This is a genomic window from Ruminobacter sp. RM87, from assembly GCF_000701925.1.
Classification (GTDB): Bacteria; Pseudomonadota; Gammaproteobacteria; order Enterobacterales; family Succinivibrionaceae; genus Ruminobacter; species Ruminobacter amylophilus.
Genome location: NZ_JNKD01000059.1, coordinates 1 through 16,007, shown reverse-complemented (window position 1 = coordinate 16,007; position 16,007 = coordinate 1). Strand labels below are relative to the sequence as shown.

Sequence of the window (16,007 nt, the reverse complement as noted above, 5' to 3'; positions counted from 1 at the left end):
CGTTTCCAGGTGTTGTCCCCCTCATTCAGGCAGCTCCCCAGGTATTACTCACCCGTCCGCCACTCGTCAGCCAGGAAGCAAGCTTCCTGCTGTTACCGTTCGACTTGCATGTATTAAGCCTGCCGCCAGCGTTCAATCTGAGCCATGATCAAACTCTTCACTTTAAATTAGTTGAAGTTTTTTCGGCTCTCTTTGAATGACTGTCTTTCTAATTGCTCTTAGATTTGACACTCAGCTTCTTCAAGAACCATTTTTTATTTCAGCTCATGAATTCAGCGAGTGCCCACACAGATTGTCTAGATTCGTTTTTAAAGAACTTTTTGTTTTCGCTGTGCTCAGCGAGTGATGTGTATTTTACTTTTTCGAGAATTTTTGTCAACACACTTTTGTGATTTTTCGCAATTTTTTTTATTTTTTTGCTTGTTTGATTAAAAAACAAACAAAAACTTTCCCAAAACTTAAAAATACACCTTTATTTCATCTTATCAACCTTTACTCTTTTTAATTTGAGGTTTTATTACATTTGGAAAAAGAAAATAAAACACACCATCAACGACAAAATGTTTCACCCATCTGACTGACCATAAAAATGTCATCAAAATTACAGCTGTCACTACTGCCTTAACCTTTAATTCGTCTAAATCATGATTAAAGAAATCACTTATCCCTACTCTTTCCATAAACTCATAGGTTCTTCTTGAAAAAATTGTACCTAAGTAAAGCATGGTATTTCCCAATAAAGTACATAGAACACCAAATCTAAATGACACAGCAATGAAACAGCAGATAGCCCCCACTATAAAAAGTGTAAATCCGCTATAAATCATGAATATTTCAACGTTTTCAATCATTTTCATAAACCTTTTTCAATTTCAAGTATATTTTAAAAAAAATCTTATGAAATTTCTATTTTTACACTTAAAATACCCCTCATAATATTCAATTACATTATATGGGTTTATATCATGTTATTAAATTGGAACACAGATCCGGTTATCTTTACCATACCGGTTATCAATCTTTCTTTAAGATGGTATGGATTATTTTTTGCTGTTGGTTTTCTGCTCGGATATTATTTTGCTAATACAGAATTCAAAAAAAGAAACATAAATACAAGCGGATTAGATATGTTGCTGTTATTTATGATTACAGGAACCCTCATTGGGGCAAGACTTGGACACTGTCTAGCATATGATCCTCAATACTATCTCTCCCATCCTATAGATATTCTTAAAATATGGCAGGGCGGTCTCGCAAGCCACGGAGGAGGATTAGGTCTAATACTTACGACCCTTCTGTATTGTAAAATCTATAAATACAAGTTTCTTAATCTTGCCGATATGCTCTGTATACCAACCGCATTTGTTGGAGGAATGATAAGAATTGGAAATTTCTTTAATTCCGAAATTTATGGCAAACCTACAAATGACAGCTACGGAATCATTTTTGGACGAATTGACAACATCGCTCGTCACCCCGTACAAATATATGAATCACTGTCTTATTTCTTAATAGCTCTTTTTCTTTATCTTGTTTACAGAAATTACCAAAATCGTGGCTCTGGCTTTATACTAAGTTTATTTTTAATATCGGTATTCATTGCAAGAATCATACTTGAGTATTTTAAGCCTGAACAGGCAAGTTATAGCATGACAGAAAGCTTGTTCACTGTAGGTCAGTATCTAAGTGTGCCTTTCATTTTATCAGGAATGATATTATGCGTTTTAAGTTTTAAATTACCTGCTCTAAAGGACAACAGTACCATAATTCTGAATGATACAAATACGAAGAAATAAAAATTACTTTTTATCAAATTTAAAAGCCATCACATTCGTTTGAACCTATTCTTTGAAGATATAGTTACATTTAAAAAATAAATTTCCAAGAAGTCCCCAAATATGTAATGCCCCCCATAGTCACACAAATTTGTTCAAAATATGGGTTTGAATCTGATGGCTTTTTGTTTATTTTAATTTTCGTAATGTTTTCCTTTAACAAAACGCTTAATTATCCCTTTGTGTCCACCGAATACGAACGAACATAAATATATAGCACTCAACGAAATAATTATGGCAGGACTACATGGAACATTAAAATGAAAAGACATAACCAGCCCTACATATGAAGATATCAGCGCAAATATCACACTTATTGCAATAATATTTGATAACTTATAGCTCCAAAATTTAGCACTTGTTGCAGGAATAATCATAATACCCACAGACATTAATGTTCCTATTGCCTGAAAACTGCTTACTAAATTAAAAACAGCTAAAATCATAAAGCAAATGTGCACCCAAGTTCCCGATTTGCTTACAGATGCAAGAAAAAGAGGATCAACCGTATCTAAAATTAAAGGTCTAGAAATAAATGACAGCAGAACCAGGGTTACAGAAGTACACAACCCGAGCAGAAGAATAGTTTCCTTACCAACAGCAAAAATAGATCCAAAAAGGAAGTGAAGCAAATCAAGATTTGAGCCGTTTAATGAAATTATTAACACTCCCAACGCAAGACTGAACAGATAAAAAACAGCAAGATTACTCTCTTCACTGCTTTTACTCACTCTGGAAAATAGACTGGACATAATAATTACAACAATTCCAGCAACCATACCACCTATTGTCATAGCTGCAACAGAAAGGCCTGAAAACATGAAACCTACAGCTGCTCCAGGCAGTATTGCGTGTGAAATAGCATCACCACTTAAACTCATTCTTTTTAGTGTCAGAAAAACACCTATCAATGGTGAGCTGAAACAAAGACAAACCAAAGATACAAAAGCCTTCTGCATAAAATCATATGAAAGCAACGGATGTATCAGAAAATTATAAAGTTCATTAAACATAGTTATTTGTTACAAATATTTGCATCTTTATGAGGGTAAAAACTGTTATTAAAAGCTTTTTCCAAATTTTCCCTGTTTAAGACATCTTTGGTTAATCCATAAGCTACCAGTTCTCTGGATAAAACAGCCGTATAAACAAAATTTTCTCTAACCTGTTGAATATCATGCAGTACAGATACAACTGTTTTTCCAGCATCAATCCACATACGAACAATTTTTAACAATTCGACAATTGTTTTATAATCTATCGCGTTAAAAGGTTCATCAAGCAAGATAAGATCTGCATCCTGAATAATTAATCTGGCAAACAAAGCTCGCTGTATCTGCCCACCACTAAGAGCTTTTAACGGTTCATCAGCCATTCCCTTTAATCCAACTTTATCCAAAGTTGTATTAACTAAATCCAAATCTTCATCATTCAGACTCGATAAAAAACCTTTTTTGTACAGTAATCCAGAAGCAACCAATTCCAATGTTGTCATTGGAAAGGTTTTATCTACTGTTGAGCTTTGCGGTAAATAAGCAATTTTATTTTTCTCTATGCCAATGGAAATGCGGCCCTCCATAGGTTTTATAAAGGACATGATTCCTTTTAGCAACGAAGACTTACCACAACCATTCGGTCCAACAATGGCAACAGACGCTCCTTTCTCAATATGCATATTCAAATGATGAATAACAGGATGTTTGTTATATCCAATAGTCAGATTATTAAATGTCAACATACTAAATAACGAGATAAATTAAAAAATAAAGAATTGAAAGTATTACAAAAACCAATGTTAATTTGGTCCAAATACCCCAAAGAAAAAAAGATCCCATCACCGTCTCCTTTTAACTTTTTAATTATACATTATTTAATTTCATGCACACTTTTACAATATCCAATCATAACTTATACTGAATAATGACAATTATTTTCGAAAAAGTACATGACAGCTTTTTTGTATACAGAAATAAAAAGAGTAAGTATAGGATCAAATTCTATCAAAACATATGAATTATTAAAACAAAGAAGACAACCACATGGGCTGTCTTCTTTAATATGGATAATAGTAATTACAACAAAAAATTATTAGTTCTTACCACTTAAGAGAGAGGCAATCAACTTCTTGTTCTTGTCTCCGCTAGCTTCCTTAGCTTCTTCCTTAGGAGAACTCTTTTCCTGCTGAACTTCTTCAACCTTTGCTGCAGGCTTGCTGCTTGATACTTCAGTTGGCTTTATAGGGTTCTGAATCTGGCTTGGGCCACTTGGAATTGCACTGATACGTGAAAAACCTTCTGCTCTAGCCACAGCATAACCATTGCTCTTAGCAGCATCAACTAAATTATCATAATTTCTGTTTTCAGTTACAAAAGTTACCTGAGTATTGCCATCTTCAGCTGCTAATCTTGCAATCTTGAAAGCTAAACTGATGAATAATTCATTTTCAGTTTTATGAGGAATTTCAAGGAAATCGATGTCAACCTGCTGACTCTTGGCAATACTCATCAGATTCTTAACGACCTTGAAAGGAAGATTATCCTGATCTTCAGTTAATAAGAAAATGCTGTCGTAACGATCAAGACCTTCACTAGGCAGTTCCTGATCTGCAAAATTAGGTAAAATTAAAATCTTATTTGACATATACTCACCGTCCCTAGACTTATATAATCAACTTTAAATGTACTTAGTACAATTCTATAGATTTTTTAATTTTTAATTAGTGATCAGTATCTAACTAACAACGATTTTTTCAAATATCAATACATTTTGTTCAGTATACAACCACATACTTTTCGACTTATCAGTCATAATATTTTATATTTCACGTGTCATTACATAAAAAAAAGCCGTGTGAATCAAAATAGTATGAAAACACATGGCTTTTTATCAAAATAAAAAATTCTAATCTAGTCTTGATAAAAATTCTGCTATTCTTTCAGCCATCTGAGTTGCATTATTTCCGTCAATCACAAAATGCAGAGTCTGACCATATGAAGCTCTTAGAGTGGAAACCTGCATCATGCTTTTACCATCGACATAAGGAGAATTTTCTGAAGTATTTCTTATTTTTACCTTAACTTCAGGATCACTATTGCAAATTTTTACTAACGAAGCACAAGGTCTTACATGTAAACCATGTTTTCCATTTATTTCAATATCCATTTCCAAAGACATAACAGCCCCCCGAACGAACTAACCACCAATACCCCTTGATTATATTCTATATTTCAACTTCAAAAAAAATAAAATAAGAACCTAAATATGTTACTTATAACCATGTTTTTTTAAAATTAATCGTGATTTGTCACTAAACAGATAATCTCTAAAACTATTGGTAGCTTTTATGTTTTTACTGTTTTTAAACGTCATATAATAATAATTTATCGGTTCATATTCTGTATCACTGAACAAACAGAAAGAACCATTTTTAGTCATCTTATTATCAACAACCATATTATAAGGTAAAAAGCCCAGCATAGCATATCCGTTGACTATAGAACTTAGAGCTGAATATTCATTATCACTATAAATAACTTTATTTTTTATCTTTGGATTCTTTTTTATATATAGTTCAATTATCTGCGATGCAGCGAAACCGGATACATTGTATTTAGGATTTGGCATTATAATTTTATTGTAAATATCCTTATTTAAAACATCACAGTCCTTATCAATTATTGATGTCACAGAAAATAAAGCCAAAGTGGTTTTGGTAAAATTACCATAACCTGTGCTATCACCTACACCGCTTGTAATATATCTGGCAGGAAATTTTTGATCATTTCCAAGAAAAATATCACACTTCATCTGATTATTAATGACAGAAGCATAAATCATACTTGACGAAGCATATGAAATATCAATTTTTCCGAGAGAATATACCTTTTTCAAATCTTCTAAATAATCATACAGTTGAGGAATAGCACAAACCTTTACGGCATCATCTGCCATAACTTCGTTATTTTCTTCTGCAAAGCTGTTATTGGAGAATACAAAAGAAATTACCATTCCCCCAACTAATCCCAAGAATTTATAAAAAAATCCAATTTTCATTAAATTATCCAAAAAAATAATGCAGTCCATATCAGAACTGCAAATATTCATATAATCAATTTAGTATTATCTTACTCAACATAAAAATTACGCAACATGGATATTTCCTTTGCATAACCATTCAAATCCTCCTGAGGAGTTTCCAGATAAAAAGGAAGTTTCTTCAAACGAGGATTATTAATAACTGCAACAAGTGCTTCTAAACCGATTTGCCCAAAACCAATACATTCATGTCTGTCCTTATGGGCACTCATTGGGTTTTTACTGTCATTCAAATGAATGGCTTTAAGACGGTGAAGGCCTATAACATTATCAAATTCATCCAGAACATCATCAAGATGATTAACAATATCGTAACCACCTTCCCAAAGATGACAAGTGTCCAAACAAACGCCCAACTTTTCGTTAAATCTGACTCCGTCAATAATATTTCTTATTTCCTGAAAATTTCTGCCAATTTCACTGCCTTTACCAGACATAGTCTCAAGAAGTACTTCTGTTTTTATTTCTGGAGTTATGATGGCATTTAAATGTTCTATAATCAGATGAATTCCTATCTCAACCCCCTGTTGCACATGTGAACCAGGATGAAAATTATACATTCCTCCAGGAATCATATCCATAATACGCAAATCATCACTCATTATATTTCTAGCAAATTCCCGTAACCCTTCATCCTTAGCACAAGGATTTAGTGTATACGGAGCATGAGCAAGAACCTGAGAAATTTCATATTCTTTACAGAATATCAAAAAGTCGTTTAAATCCTTTTGAGAAATATTCTTTGCTTTCCCGCCACGAGGATTTCTGGTGAAGAACTGAAATGTATTGGCATTGATGCTCAATGCTGTTTCAGCCATTGCCAGATATCCTTTAGCACATGATAAATGACATCCGATTTTCAACATATACGATTAGAATCTATTATTTGACTATAACCCCACCCTCTTTGGATGGTGGGCATTCATTATTCTACGGTTACTGATTTTGCTAAATTACGAGGCTTATCTACGTCAGTCCCCTTAATAATAGCAACATAATATGCCAATAACTGTAAAATGACATTGTAAACAATTGGAGCTATCAGATCGTCGACTTCATCGATTTCTGTAAATCTGATGTTTGGATCCTTTGTTAATCCAAGTTTAGGGGTACCAAACACGTACAAAATACCTCTTCTGGCACTTACTTCTTCGATATTGGAACGAAGTTTAGCTAAAAGATCATTGTTTGGAGCAACAACTATCACAGGCATGTCAGCATCAATCAAAGCTATAGGACCGTGTTTAAGCTCTCCTGCAGCATATGCCTCTGCGTGTATATAGCTGATTTCCTTAAGTTTTAAAGCACCTTCCATTGCAATAGGATACATAGCTCCTCTTCCTAAAAACAAGGCGTTACGCTTGTTTACGAATTCTCTAGAAATCTCTTCAACCTTGCTATCTAAAGCTAAGGCCTTTTCAATTGAAGGTGCTAATTTACGCAGTGATGCAACATAACCACTTTCATCTTCGGAACTTATTGTACCTTTTACAACCCCTATTGAACCTACGAGTAAAAGCAGAGAAACAAGCTGAGTAGTAAAAGCTTTAGTAGATGCAACACAGATTTCACGTCCGGCTCTTGTCAGAAATACAAGCTCAGACTCCCTTACAAGCGAAGAACCAGGAACATTGCAAATACACAACGTGTGGGCGTATCCCTTCTGCTTTGCAATACGAACAGCTGCCAGAGTATCGGCAGTTTCACCAGACTGTGACAAAGTTACAAACAAAGTATTCTTCTGGGTGATGCTCTTTCTATATCTGAACTCTGATGCAATCTCAACATCAGTAGGGATTCCAGCCAAGGACTCAAACCATTCACGAGCCATAAGCCCGGCATGATAAGAAGTTCCGCAGGCAACAATCTTAACTCTTTCAATACTGCTGAAAACGTCTCTTGCATTTGTGCCGAAACATTCAACGACAAAATGTTCATCAGAAATTCTACCAGCTAAAGTGTCAGTAACAACTTTGGTCTGCTCGTAAATTTCTTTCTGCATAAAATGACGATATTCACCTTTTACAGCTTCATCATTTTCAATATTTACTTCATTAACAGCACGATTAACCACATTGCCGTTCTTATCGTAAATAACAATCTTAAAACGTGAAACATCAGCAATATCACCTTCTTCAAGGTAAATAAATCTATGAGTTATAGGAAAAAGAGCAACAGGATCTGAAGCGACAAAATTTTCACCTATTCCAAGACCAATCACAATTGGACTACCACTTCTGGCAGCAACCAGATGCTCTGGCTCATTCTTATCAATAACAACAGTACCGTATGCACCTTTTACATCTTTAATTGCACGCTTGGTTGCATTAAGAAGATTTCCTTCCTGTTCTAAATAAGAATTAACCAAAGCAACAAATACTTCGGTATCTGTTTCTGAGGTAAACTGATGACCTTTTTCTATAAGACGGTTCTTGATATCAATGTAATTCTCAATAATACCGTTATGCACTATGGCCAAAGGTCCTGCCACGTGAGGATGGGCATTATTAACTGAAGGTTTACCATGAGTCGCCCATCTTGTATGGGCAATTCCCAACCCGCCAGCTAAAGTCTTTTCTCCAACAGCCTTCACTAGTTCATTGACTTTTCCAAGACTTCTTATTCTCTGGATTTCGTTATTATAAACAACTGCTATACCTGCAGAATCATATCCGCGATATTCCAGCCTTCTCAAACCTTCCAATAAAATGTCAGAAACATCTCTCTGAGCTATCGCTCCTACAATTCCACACATAACATAGTCCTATCAATATTATTTTTTCTTTACAGGTCTCTTCCAACCTTTAATTGAACGCAAAGGTGCTCTGGTAATAACCAAATTATCTGCCTCAACGTTTTTAGTTACGGTTGTACCTGCGCCGATTGTTACATTATCCCCGATTTCAACAGGAGCCACAATCTGAGTATCAGAACCTACAAAAACATTGTTACCAATGACTGTCTTCCACTTATTGGCCCCATCATAGTTACAAGTTATTGTTCCTGCACCTATATTAACATTTTCCCCAATATCGCTGTCACCTAAATATGACAGATGTCCGGCCTTTGTTCCTTTCGCAATTTTGGATTTCTTAACTTCAACGAAATTGCCTACATGAACCTGATCCTCTAAAACACATCCCGGTCTGAAACGTGCGAATGGCCCCAAAGTTGCGGATTTACCAATTTCGCTATCTTCAATAACAGTATAAGGACTAATCACTGAATCGTCGCCTACAGAACAGTTCTTCAACACGCATCCTGCGCCGATAACAACATTATTACCAAGTTTAACATTACCTTCAATAATCACGTTTGCATCTAAAGATGTGTTGGCACCAAATTCCAATGTACCTCTGAAGTCAACTCTTGAAGGATCCAGTAAAATCAGCCCTTCGGTCATATATTTCTTTGCAATTTTCAACTGATAATATCTTTCAGCCTCTGCAAGCTGGACTTTATTATTAATTCCTTCACATTCCTTGGAATTTTCTGAAACAGCTGAACTTACGGAAATGCCTTTCTGACAGGCAAGAGAAATTACGTCAGTCAGATAATATTCTCCCTGATTATTGTTGTTTTTAACCTGCTTAAGAAGTTCATTTAAAGATCTCCAGTCTCCTGCAATAACACCTGTATTGATTTCATTTATGAGCTTTTCTTCAGGAGTACAATCCTTATCTTCAACTATTGCAAGCACATTACCTGAAGAATCTCTCTTGATTCTTCCAAGCCCTTCAGGATGTTCAACTACAGAAGTAAGAACAGCAATCCCCTTGTCATCAAAGCTATTAACAAGATCTCTCAAAGTCTTACTTGTAATAAGAGGAATATCTGAAACCAGAATCAGTATTTTGCTGTCTGGATTACAGTTCGGTAAAGCCTGCATAACAGCATGCCCTGTACCTAAAAGCTCTTTCTGCATTACATAATCATAGTCGCCACCGATAGTATCTTTTACTATACTTCCACCAAATCCATAAACTATGTGAATTTTTTCAGGATTTAATTCTAAAGAATTATCAATAACGTGTTGCAAAATCTCTTTACCACCTACCTTATGTAAAACCTTAGGTAAATGAGAATGCATTCTAGAACCTTTTCCGGCGGCAAGTATAATTACTTCCAATGACATGCTTAAAATCTCTCTAAATTAAAAACAAAAATTTTTAACATTATAGACTAAACAATATGTTAGCTCTACATACAAAATTCTTAAAATTAAGACAGATATCCAATTACGGAAATTCTCTGAAAATAAAGAAACAGAGAAATATAAAAAAAACTTTCCGTCTGTTGTTATCTGACAAACACATGAACGGAAAGTTTTTACAATTTGAATTAGCGATGACCGAATTTTCTGGTTAATTCCACTGCCTGAAGCTTTGACAAGGCTCGTGAAAGTTCTGCCAGAGCAGCTGAGTAATCCTGGTCTCTTGGACTCTTTGCAAGTTTTGCTTCTGCCTGCCTCTTTGATTCCAAAGCCAGAGATTCATCAATATCTTCACCACGAATGGCTGTATCTACCAGTACCGTCACGCTCTTTGGCTGAACTTCAAGAACACCACCATAAACGTTAACAAGCCTCTTGTCCCCCTGTTCTGTTGTATACACAACATTACTTGAGTTAATAGCTGTCAACAGAGGACTGTGTCCCGGTTTTATACCTATTCCGCCCTCAACACCTTCAACCTCAACATAGGCCACGTAGTCAGAAAAAATGTATTTTTCAGCACTAACTATACGAAGGTGTACCAAAGGAACGGTAGGGCTTTTTTCTTCTTTTTGCTCTGCCATATGAACCTCTTAAATCAGTTACATGCTCTTGGCTTTTTCCATTGCCTCTTCGATAGTACCAACCATATAGAAGGCCTGTTCCGGTAAAGAGTCAACATCACCATTGATAATAGCACTGAAGCCTCTGATTGTATCCTTCAGAGGTACATACTTACCTTCTCTGCCTGTAAATACTTCAGCTACACTGAACGGCTGAGAAAGGAATCTTTCAATCTTTCTTGCTCTTGATACTACGAGCTTATCTTCTTCAGATAATTCATCCATACCAAGAATTGCTATTATGTCCTTAAGTTCCTTGTATCTCTGTAAAACAGTCTGTACTCCTCGTGCTGTTTCATAGTGTTCCTTGCCAACAACAAACGGATCGAGCTGTCTTGAAGTTGAATCCAGAGGATCAACTGCAGGATAAATACCTAAAGCAGCAATCTGACGAGAAAGAACAACTGTAGCATCAAGGTGAGCAAACGTTGTAGCAGGGCTTGGGTCAGTAAGGTCGTCAGCAGGTACGTATACAGCCTGAACAGAAGTGATTGAACCAGTCTTCGTTGAAGTAATACGTTCCTGTAAAGCCCCCATTTCTTCAGCAAGTGTCGGCTGATAACCTACAGCAGAAGGCATACGTCCAAGTAATGCGGATACTTCAGTACCGGCAAGAGTGTAACGATAAATATTATCAATAAATAACAATACATCCTTACCTTCATCACGGAACTTTTCTGCAACGGTAAGACCGGTTAAAGCTACACGTAATCTGTTTCCAGGAGGTTCATTCATCTGTCCATAAACCATTGATACCTTATCAAGAACGTTAGACTCCTTCATTTCAAAATAGAAGTCATTACCTTCACGTGTTCTTTCACCTACACCAGTAAAAACGGACAATCCTGAGTGAGCCTTGGCTATATTATTGATAAGCTCCATCATGTTTACGGTCTTACCAACACCTGCACCACCGAATAAACCAACTTTTCCACCCTTGGCAAAAGGACAGATCAAATCAATAACCTTAATACCAGTTTCAAGAATTTCGGTTGTATTTGACTGTTCTTCATAACTAGGAGCACTACGATGAATAACCCAACGCTCCTTCTCATTTATAGGACCAGCTTCATCTACTGGTTCACCGAGAACATTCATGATACGTCCCAAAGTCTCATGACCTACAGGAACCTTAATACCATCACCTGTATCAATAACCTCAGCACCTCGTTTCAAACCATCGGATGACCCCATGGTTATACAACGAGCAATACCACCACCGATCTGCTGCTGTACTTCCAGTATTAAACCTTTTGACTTACCTTCACTAACAACTTCAAGAGCGTTATAGATCTTTGGTATTTTATCCTGTGGAAACTCAACGTCCACTACAGCACCGATAATCTGTACAACGATACCTTTCGAAACGTTCTTATCTGTACTCATGTTAACCTCATAATTTCAATCTTTTATACAGCGGCAGCACCAGAAACAATTTCAGTAAGTTCCTGAGTAATGCCAGCCTGTCTTGCCTTGTTATATACCAACTGCAAGTCATCAACTAAACGCTCAGCGTTGTCAGTTGCAGCTTTCATGGCAACCATTCTTGCAGCCTGTTCTGAAGCAAGATTTTCAACCACACCCTGATAAACTACAGATTCAATATATCTCGAGAAAATGGTATTAAGCAGACTCTCGGCGTCAGGCTCATATATATAGTCCCAGTAATCATCTTTAACAGTACTATTTGCATTAGGCGTTAAAGGGATAATCTGCTCAATAACAGGGCTTTGAACCATGGTATTTACAAACTTGTTATATACGATATAAAGTCTGTCAATCTCACCGTTGTTATAAGCTTTAAGCATCAAACGAACGGAACCGATAAGATTTTCAACCTTTGGATCATCCCCCATACCTGAAGCGTGAGCCAAAGTTTTTATACCGAATTTACTAAAAAAATTACAAGCTTTACTACCTAATAAAGCAACACTGCTTTCTACACCTTGTTCCTGATACTTCGATATCTGGGTTAGAACATTTTTAAATAAATTGATATTCAAACCGCCACAAAGACCACGGTCGGTGGATACAATGATATATCCAACATTCTTAATTGGTCTTTCGATAGTATAAGGATGCTTATACTCAAGATGAGCACGGGCAATGTGACCTATAAGCTTAAGCATAGCGCTGGTATAAGGTCTGCTGTGTTCCATTCTTTCCTGAGCTTTACGCATTTTTGAAGCAGCAACCATCTGCATGGCACTGGTAATTTTTTGCGTGTTTTTCACACTAAAAATTTTGCTTCTGACTTCCTTAGCACCTGGCATTACATGCTCCTCATTCAGTTACCTACTAAAAGGTCTGAGTTTCCTTAAACTTATTGAGAATATCAGTAAGTTTGCTAACCATCTCATCGTTATAATCAGGATTTGCATTAATATTCTTCATATCTTCTGCAAATTCAGACTGAGCATAACTTAACAGAGCTGATTCATATGCTGCAACCTTTTCCAGTTCAATATCTTCAATAAAACCCCTTTCAGCAGCAAACAACAAAATAGCCTGCTGAGCAACATCCAAAGGCTGATACTGCTTCTGCTTCATCAGTTCAGTTACCTTTTCACCATGATTCAGCTGCTTGCGAGTTGCTTCATCCAAATCACTTGAGAACTGAGAGAATGCTGCAAGCTCACGATACTGAGCCAAAGCAGTACGAATACCGCCTGACAGCTTCTTTATAAGCTTAGTTTGAGCAGCGCCACCTACACGAGATACGGAAATACCAGGATCTACCGCAGGTCTAATACCAGCATTAAATGACTGGGTAGTTAAGAATATCTGACCATCAGTAATTGAAATAACATTGGTAGGAACGAATGCAGACACGTCACCAGCCTGTGTTTCAATTATAGGAAGAGCTGTCAGTGAACCTGTCTTGCCCTTTACTGCGCCATTAGTTACCTTTTCTACGTATTCCGCATTAACTCTCGCAGCTCTTTCGAGTAAACGAGAATGTAAGTAGAATACGTCACCAGGATATGCTTCACGTCCAGGTGGACGACGTAACAACAATGAAATCTGACGGTATGCGACAGCATGCTTTGACAGATCATCGTAAATAATCAATGCGTCTTCACCATGATCTCTGAAATATTCCCCCATTGCACATCCTGCATAAGGAGCAATATACTGAAGAGCAGCTGTATCTGACGCAGATGCGGCTACTACAATAGTATTATCCAATGCACCATGTTCCTGAAGATTTCTTACAACATTTGCAATAGTTGAAGCCTTCTGACCAATAGCCACATAAATGCACTTAACACCATAATTCTTCTGATTGATAATGGTATCAACCGCAAGGGCAGTCTTACCTACCTGTCTGTCACCGATTATTAATTCACGCTGACCACGACCAATAGGAATCATTGAGTCAACAGACTTGTAACCAGTCTGAATTGGCTGAGAGACTGACTTTCTGGCAATAACCCCGGGAGCAATAACTTCTACAGGAGAGAACCCATCGTTGCTTACAGGCCCCTTACCATCGATAGGTCGACCTAAAGCGTCAACTACTCGCCCCAATAAACCATTACCTACAGGAACTTCAAGTATACGGCCGGTACATTTAACCTTGTCACCTTCCTTAATCTCGGTGTAAGGCCCCATTACAATGGCACCTACACAATCACGTTCCAAATTTAAAGCCAGTCCGAATTTATTACCGGAAAACTCAAGCATTTCCCCCTGCATTACATCATTTATTCCGTGAATACGTACTATACCATCAGACACAGAAACAACTGTACCTTCAGATTTAGCTTCCGTAACCACTTCAAAATGCTCAATTCTTTCCTTTATCAGATTGGCAATTTCAATAGAATTCAGTTGCATACTAAAATTCCTTTTTAAGACAATAAGGAACTGGATAATTTACCCAGTTTTCCACTAATACTTTCATCTATCACTTTATCGTCGATTTTTAAAATCAGACCGCCAATGATTGATGGATCAACAGTGTTTACAACTTCAAATTTTTTATCATACTTTGTTTCGAGACGATTTTTAACCTTATCAAGATCTGCAGAAGACAACTTTCTGGCAGACACTACTTCTGCCTTTCCTAATTTCTTCAGTTCGTCATACATTTCCTGATATTGCTCGAAAATATCAGCTACCGCCTCAATGCGTTTATATTCCAGCAGGAGCTTGATAAAATTTTCTTGATTCTTATCAAGATGACCATCAAGAATCTTTCTTAGAAAATCCAGTTTATATTCATCTGTAAAACAGTTAGCAGACGACAAAACGTCTGACATAACAGTTACCTGATTCAACATTGATAAAAATTCAAACCACTCATCTGTTCTGTTGTGTTCTTCTGCATAGGCAAATGCTGCTCTAGCATAAGGTCTGGCTACTGTTGCATAATCAGACATAACAACTCCTTAGATATGCTTTAAAATATCATCAACCATTGCTGATTCAGATTTTGCATCGATTTTGGTTTCGATAATTTTCTGAGCACCTTTAACAACAAGATTAGAAAGTTCTTTTCTGAGTTCTTCTTTTGCTCTGTTTTTTTCACTCAAAATTTCAGCTTCAGCTGACTTTATGATGGAAGCTTTTTCGTTTTTAGCCTCATCTGCAGCCTTATCAATGATCTGATCTCGTCTCTTATTAGCTGAATCAATTATTTCTACAGCCTGTTGCTTAGCTGTCTTAATAATATCTTCTGACTTAGCCTTGGATAACTCAATTTCCTGAACTGCTTTATTTGCACTTTCAAGACTCTTCTGAATTTCATTCTGTCTTTCAGATATTTTTTTTAAAATAACCGGCCATATTAATTTCATACAGATAAAGCAAAATATTGCAAAAGAAACCATCTGTACAATAAACGTCATATTAAAATTCATAATATGCCCCTCACCTATACGGCTTAATTATTTGGCTACAGCAAAAATTAAGTAAAGGCCAAGACCTGTTGCAATCATAGGAATAGCATCAACCAAGCCCATAACAATAAAGAACTGAGTTCTTAAAAGATTGATTAAATCAGGCTGTCTTGCTACACCTTCCATGTATTTACCACCTAAAATACCGATACCGATAGAAGCACCGATAGCTGCAAGACCGAACATTAAACCAGCTGCAATGTAAATATAATCCATTTAAATATCTCCTAAAGTGGAAACAAATTATTTTGCTACCGCAAAAATCAAATATAACCCCAAACCTGTTGCAATCATAGGAATAGCATCAACCAAGCCCATAACAATAAAGAACTGAGTT

The 16,007-nt window shown here is 36.3% G+C and carries 17 protein-coding genes and 1 rRNA gene; 1 reads left to right on the top strand and 17 read right to left on the bottom strand.

The genetic code is table 11. From position 1 onward, the window contains the following. Together T489_RS0110125 and T489_RS0110115 are read right to left on the bottom strand one after the other, a co-directional pair. A 16S ribosomal RNA gene (locus tag T489_RS0110125) occupies positions 1-164 on the bottom strand; the annotation flags it as partial. A 321-nt stretch (positions 165-485) separates the two neighbouring features. Continuing rightward, on the bottom strand, positions 486-851 hold the full coding sequence (locus T489_RS0110115) for a hypothetical protein (protein ID WP_031579922.1): 366 nt from the start codon (positions 849-851) through the stop codon (positions 486-488). Positions 852-965: 114 nt separating this feature from the next. Between T489_RS0110115 and lgt the strand changes: the two genes are divergently transcribed. Beyond that, a complete protein-coding gene (gene lgt / locus T489_RS0110110) occupies positions 966-1,796 on the top strand; it encodes a prolipoprotein diacylglyceryl transferase (protein ID WP_031579921.1) in 831 nt (276 codons plus the stop codon). Between the two features lie 173 nt (positions 1,797-1,969). Here lgt and T489_RS0110105 read toward each other — a convergent pair whose 3' ends face one another. The 15 genes from T489_RS0110105 to atpE all read right to left on the bottom strand — a co-directional run bounded on the left by T489_RS0110105 (position 1,970) and on the right by atpE (position 15,886). Further along, the gene (locus tag T489_RS0110105; RefSeq protein WP_232218308.1) at positions 1,970-2,794 is read right to left on the bottom strand and encodes a metal ABC transporter permease; all 825 of its coding nucleotides are present in this window, start codon (positions 2,792-2,794) and stop codon (positions 1,970-1,972) included. A gap of 56 nt (positions 2,795-2,850) precedes the next feature. Next, positions 2,851-3,573 (bottom strand): metal ABC transporter ATP-binding protein, encoded by a 723-nt coding sequence (locus tag T489_RS0110100; protein ID WP_037319606.1) that lies wholly within the window; start codon positions 3,571-3,573, stop codon positions 2,851-2,853. 350 nt (positions 3,574-3,923) lie between these two features. Next, on the bottom strand, positions 3,924-4,475 hold the full coding sequence (locus T489_RS0110095) for a hypothetical protein (protein WP_031579917.1): 552 nt from the start codon (positions 4,473-4,475) through the stop codon (positions 3,924-3,926). A 261-nt stretch (positions 4,476-4,736) separates the two neighbouring features. Continuing rightward, positions 4,737-5,009 carry an HPr family phosphocarrier protein gene (locus T489_RS0110090; protein WP_031579916.1) on the bottom strand — a complete coding sequence of 91 codons (273 nt, stop codon included), beginning with the start codon at positions 5,007-5,009 and terminating at the stop codon, positions 4,737-4,739. A 90-nt stretch (positions 5,010-5,099) separates the two neighbouring features. Next, positions 5,100-5,888 (bottom strand): molybdate ABC transporter substrate-binding protein, encoded by a 789-nt coding sequence (modA, locus tag T489_RS0110085; protein WP_031579915.1) that lies wholly within the window; start codon positions 5,886-5,888, stop codon positions 5,100-5,102. Between the two features lie 71 nt (positions 5,889-5,959). Further along, complete coding sequence (locus T489_RS0110080; protein ID WP_031579914.1) at positions 5,960-6,796, bottom strand: deoxyribonuclease IV; 837 nt, start codon at positions 6,794-6,796, stop codon at positions 5,960-5,962. Between the two features lie 59 nt (positions 6,797-6,855). After that, positions 6,856-8,685, bottom strand: coding sequence for a glutamine--fructose-6-phosphate transaminase (isomerizing) (glmS, locus tag T489_RS0110075; RefSeq protein ID WP_031579913.1), 1,830 nt, complete (start codon positions 8,683-8,685; stop codon positions 6,856-6,858). 18 nt (positions 8,686-8,703) lie between these two features. Beyond that, positions 8,704-10,065 (bottom strand): bifunctional UDP-N-acetylglucosamine diphosphorylase/glucosamine-1-phosphate N-acetyltransferase GlmU, encoded by a 1,362-nt coding sequence (gene glmU, locus T489_RS0110070; protein WP_031579912.1) that lies wholly within the window; start codon positions 10,063-10,065, stop codon positions 8,704-8,706. A gap of 206 nt (positions 10,066-10,271) precedes the next feature. Beyond that, positions 10,272-10,727, bottom strand: a complete 456-nt coding sequence (locus T489_RS0110065; protein ID WP_051622013.1) for a F0F1 ATP synthase subunit epsilon — start codon at positions 10,725-10,727, stop codon at positions 10,272-10,274. Between the two features lie 18 nt (positions 10,728-10,745). Beyond that, complete coding sequence (gene atpD, locus T489_RS0110060) at positions 10,746-12,152, bottom strand: F0F1 ATP synthase subunit beta (RefSeq protein WP_031579910.1); 1,407 nt, start codon at positions 12,150-12,152, stop codon at positions 10,746-10,748. 23 nt (positions 12,153-12,175) lie between these two features. Beyond that, a complete protein-coding gene (gene atpG / locus T489_RS0110055) occupies positions 12,176-13,039 on the bottom strand; it encodes a F0F1 ATP synthase subunit gamma (protein ID WP_031579909.1) in 864 nt (287 codons plus the stop codon). A gap of 25 nt (positions 13,040-13,064) precedes the next feature. Then, the gene (gene atpA, locus T489_RS0110050) at positions 13,065-14,606 is read right to left on the bottom strand and encodes a F0F1 ATP synthase subunit alpha (RefSeq protein WP_031579908.1); all 1,542 of its coding nucleotides are present in this window, start codon (positions 14,604-14,606) and stop codon (positions 13,065-13,067) included. 14 nt (positions 14,607-14,620) lie between these two features. Further along, positions 14,621-15,151, bottom strand: a complete 531-nt coding sequence (locus T489_RS0110045; RefSeq protein ID WP_031579907.1) for a F0F1 ATP synthase subunit delta — start codon at positions 15,149-15,151, stop codon at positions 14,621-14,623. Positions 15,152-15,160: 9 nt separating this feature from the next. After that, positions 15,161-15,631, bottom strand: coding sequence for a F0F1 ATP synthase subunit B (locus tag T489_RS0110040; protein ID WP_031579906.1), 471 nt, complete (start codon positions 15,629-15,631; stop codon positions 15,161-15,163). 27 nt (positions 15,632-15,658) lie between these two features. After that, positions 15,659-15,886, bottom strand: a complete 228-nt coding sequence (gene atpE / locus T489_RS0110035) for a F0F1 ATP synthase subunit C (protein ID WP_031579905.1) — start codon at positions 15,884-15,886, stop codon at positions 15,659-15,661. Between the last annotated feature and the right edge of the window lie 121 nt (positions 15,887-16,007).

Excerpts from the sequence above, each read along its gene's own strand:
- T489_RS0110115 (WP_031579922.1), bottom strand. The coding sequence starts at position 851 with ATGATTGAAAACGTTGAAATATTCATGATTTATAGCGGATTTACACTT.
- lgt (WP_031579921.1), top strand. The coding sequence starts at position 966 with ATGTTATTAAATTGGAACACAGATCCGGTTATCTTTACCATACCGGTT.
- T489_RS0110105 (WP_232218308.1), bottom strand. The coding sequence starts at position 2,794 with ATGCAGAAGGCTTTTGTATCTTTGGTTTGTCTTTGTTTCAGCTCACCA.
- T489_RS0110100 (WP_037319606.1), bottom strand. The coding sequence starts at position 3,573 with ATGTTGACATTTAATAATCTGACTATTGGATATAACAAACATCCTGTT.
- T489_RS0110095 (WP_031579917.1), bottom strand. The coding sequence starts at position 4,475 with ATGTCAAATAAGATTTTAATTTTACCTAATTTTGCAGATCAGGAACTG.
- T489_RS0110090 (WP_031579916.1), bottom strand. The coding sequence starts at position 5,009 with ATGTCTTTGGAAATGGATATTGAAATAAATGGAAAACATGGTTTACAT.
- modA (WP_031579915.1), bottom strand. The coding sequence starts at position 5,888 with ATGAAAATTGGATTTTTTTATAAATTCTTGGGATTAGTTGGGGGAATG.
- T489_RS0110080 (WP_031579914.1), bottom strand. The coding sequence starts at position 6,796 with ATGTTGAAAATCGGATGTCATTTATCATGTGCTAAAGGATATCTGGCA.
- glmS (WP_031579913.1), bottom strand. The coding sequence starts at position 8,685 with ATGTGTGGAATTGTAGGAGCGATAGCTCAGAGAGATGTTTCTGACATT.
- glmU (WP_031579912.1), bottom strand. The coding sequence starts at position 10,065 with ATGTCATTGGAAGTAATTATACTTGCCGCCGGAAAAGGTTCTAGAATG.
- T489_RS0110065 (WP_051622013.1), bottom strand. The coding sequence starts at position 10,727 with ATGGCAGAGCAAAAAGAAGAAAAAAGCCCTACCGTTCCTTTGGTACAC.
- atpD (WP_031579910.1), bottom strand. The coding sequence starts at position 12,152 with ATGAGTACAGATAAGAACGTTTCGAAAGGTATCGTTGTACAGATTATC.
- atpG (WP_031579909.1), bottom strand. The coding sequence starts at position 13,039 with ATGCCAGGTGCTAAGGAAGTCAGAAGCAAAATTTTTAGTGTGAAAAAC.
- atpA (WP_031579908.1), bottom strand. The coding sequence starts at position 14,606 with ATGCAACTGAATTCTATTGAAATTGCCAATCTGATAAAGGAAAGAATT.
- T489_RS0110045 (WP_031579907.1), bottom strand. The coding sequence starts at position 15,151 with ATGTCTGATTATGCAACAGTAGCCAGACCTTATGCTAGAGCAGCATTT.
- T489_RS0110040 (WP_031579906.1), bottom strand. The coding sequence starts at position 15,631 with ATGAATTTTAATATGACGTTTATTGTACAGATGGTTTCTTTTGCAATA.
- atpE (WP_031579905.1), bottom strand. The coding sequence starts at position 15,886 with ATGGATTATATTTACATTGCAGCTGGTTTAATGTTCGGTCTTGCAGCT.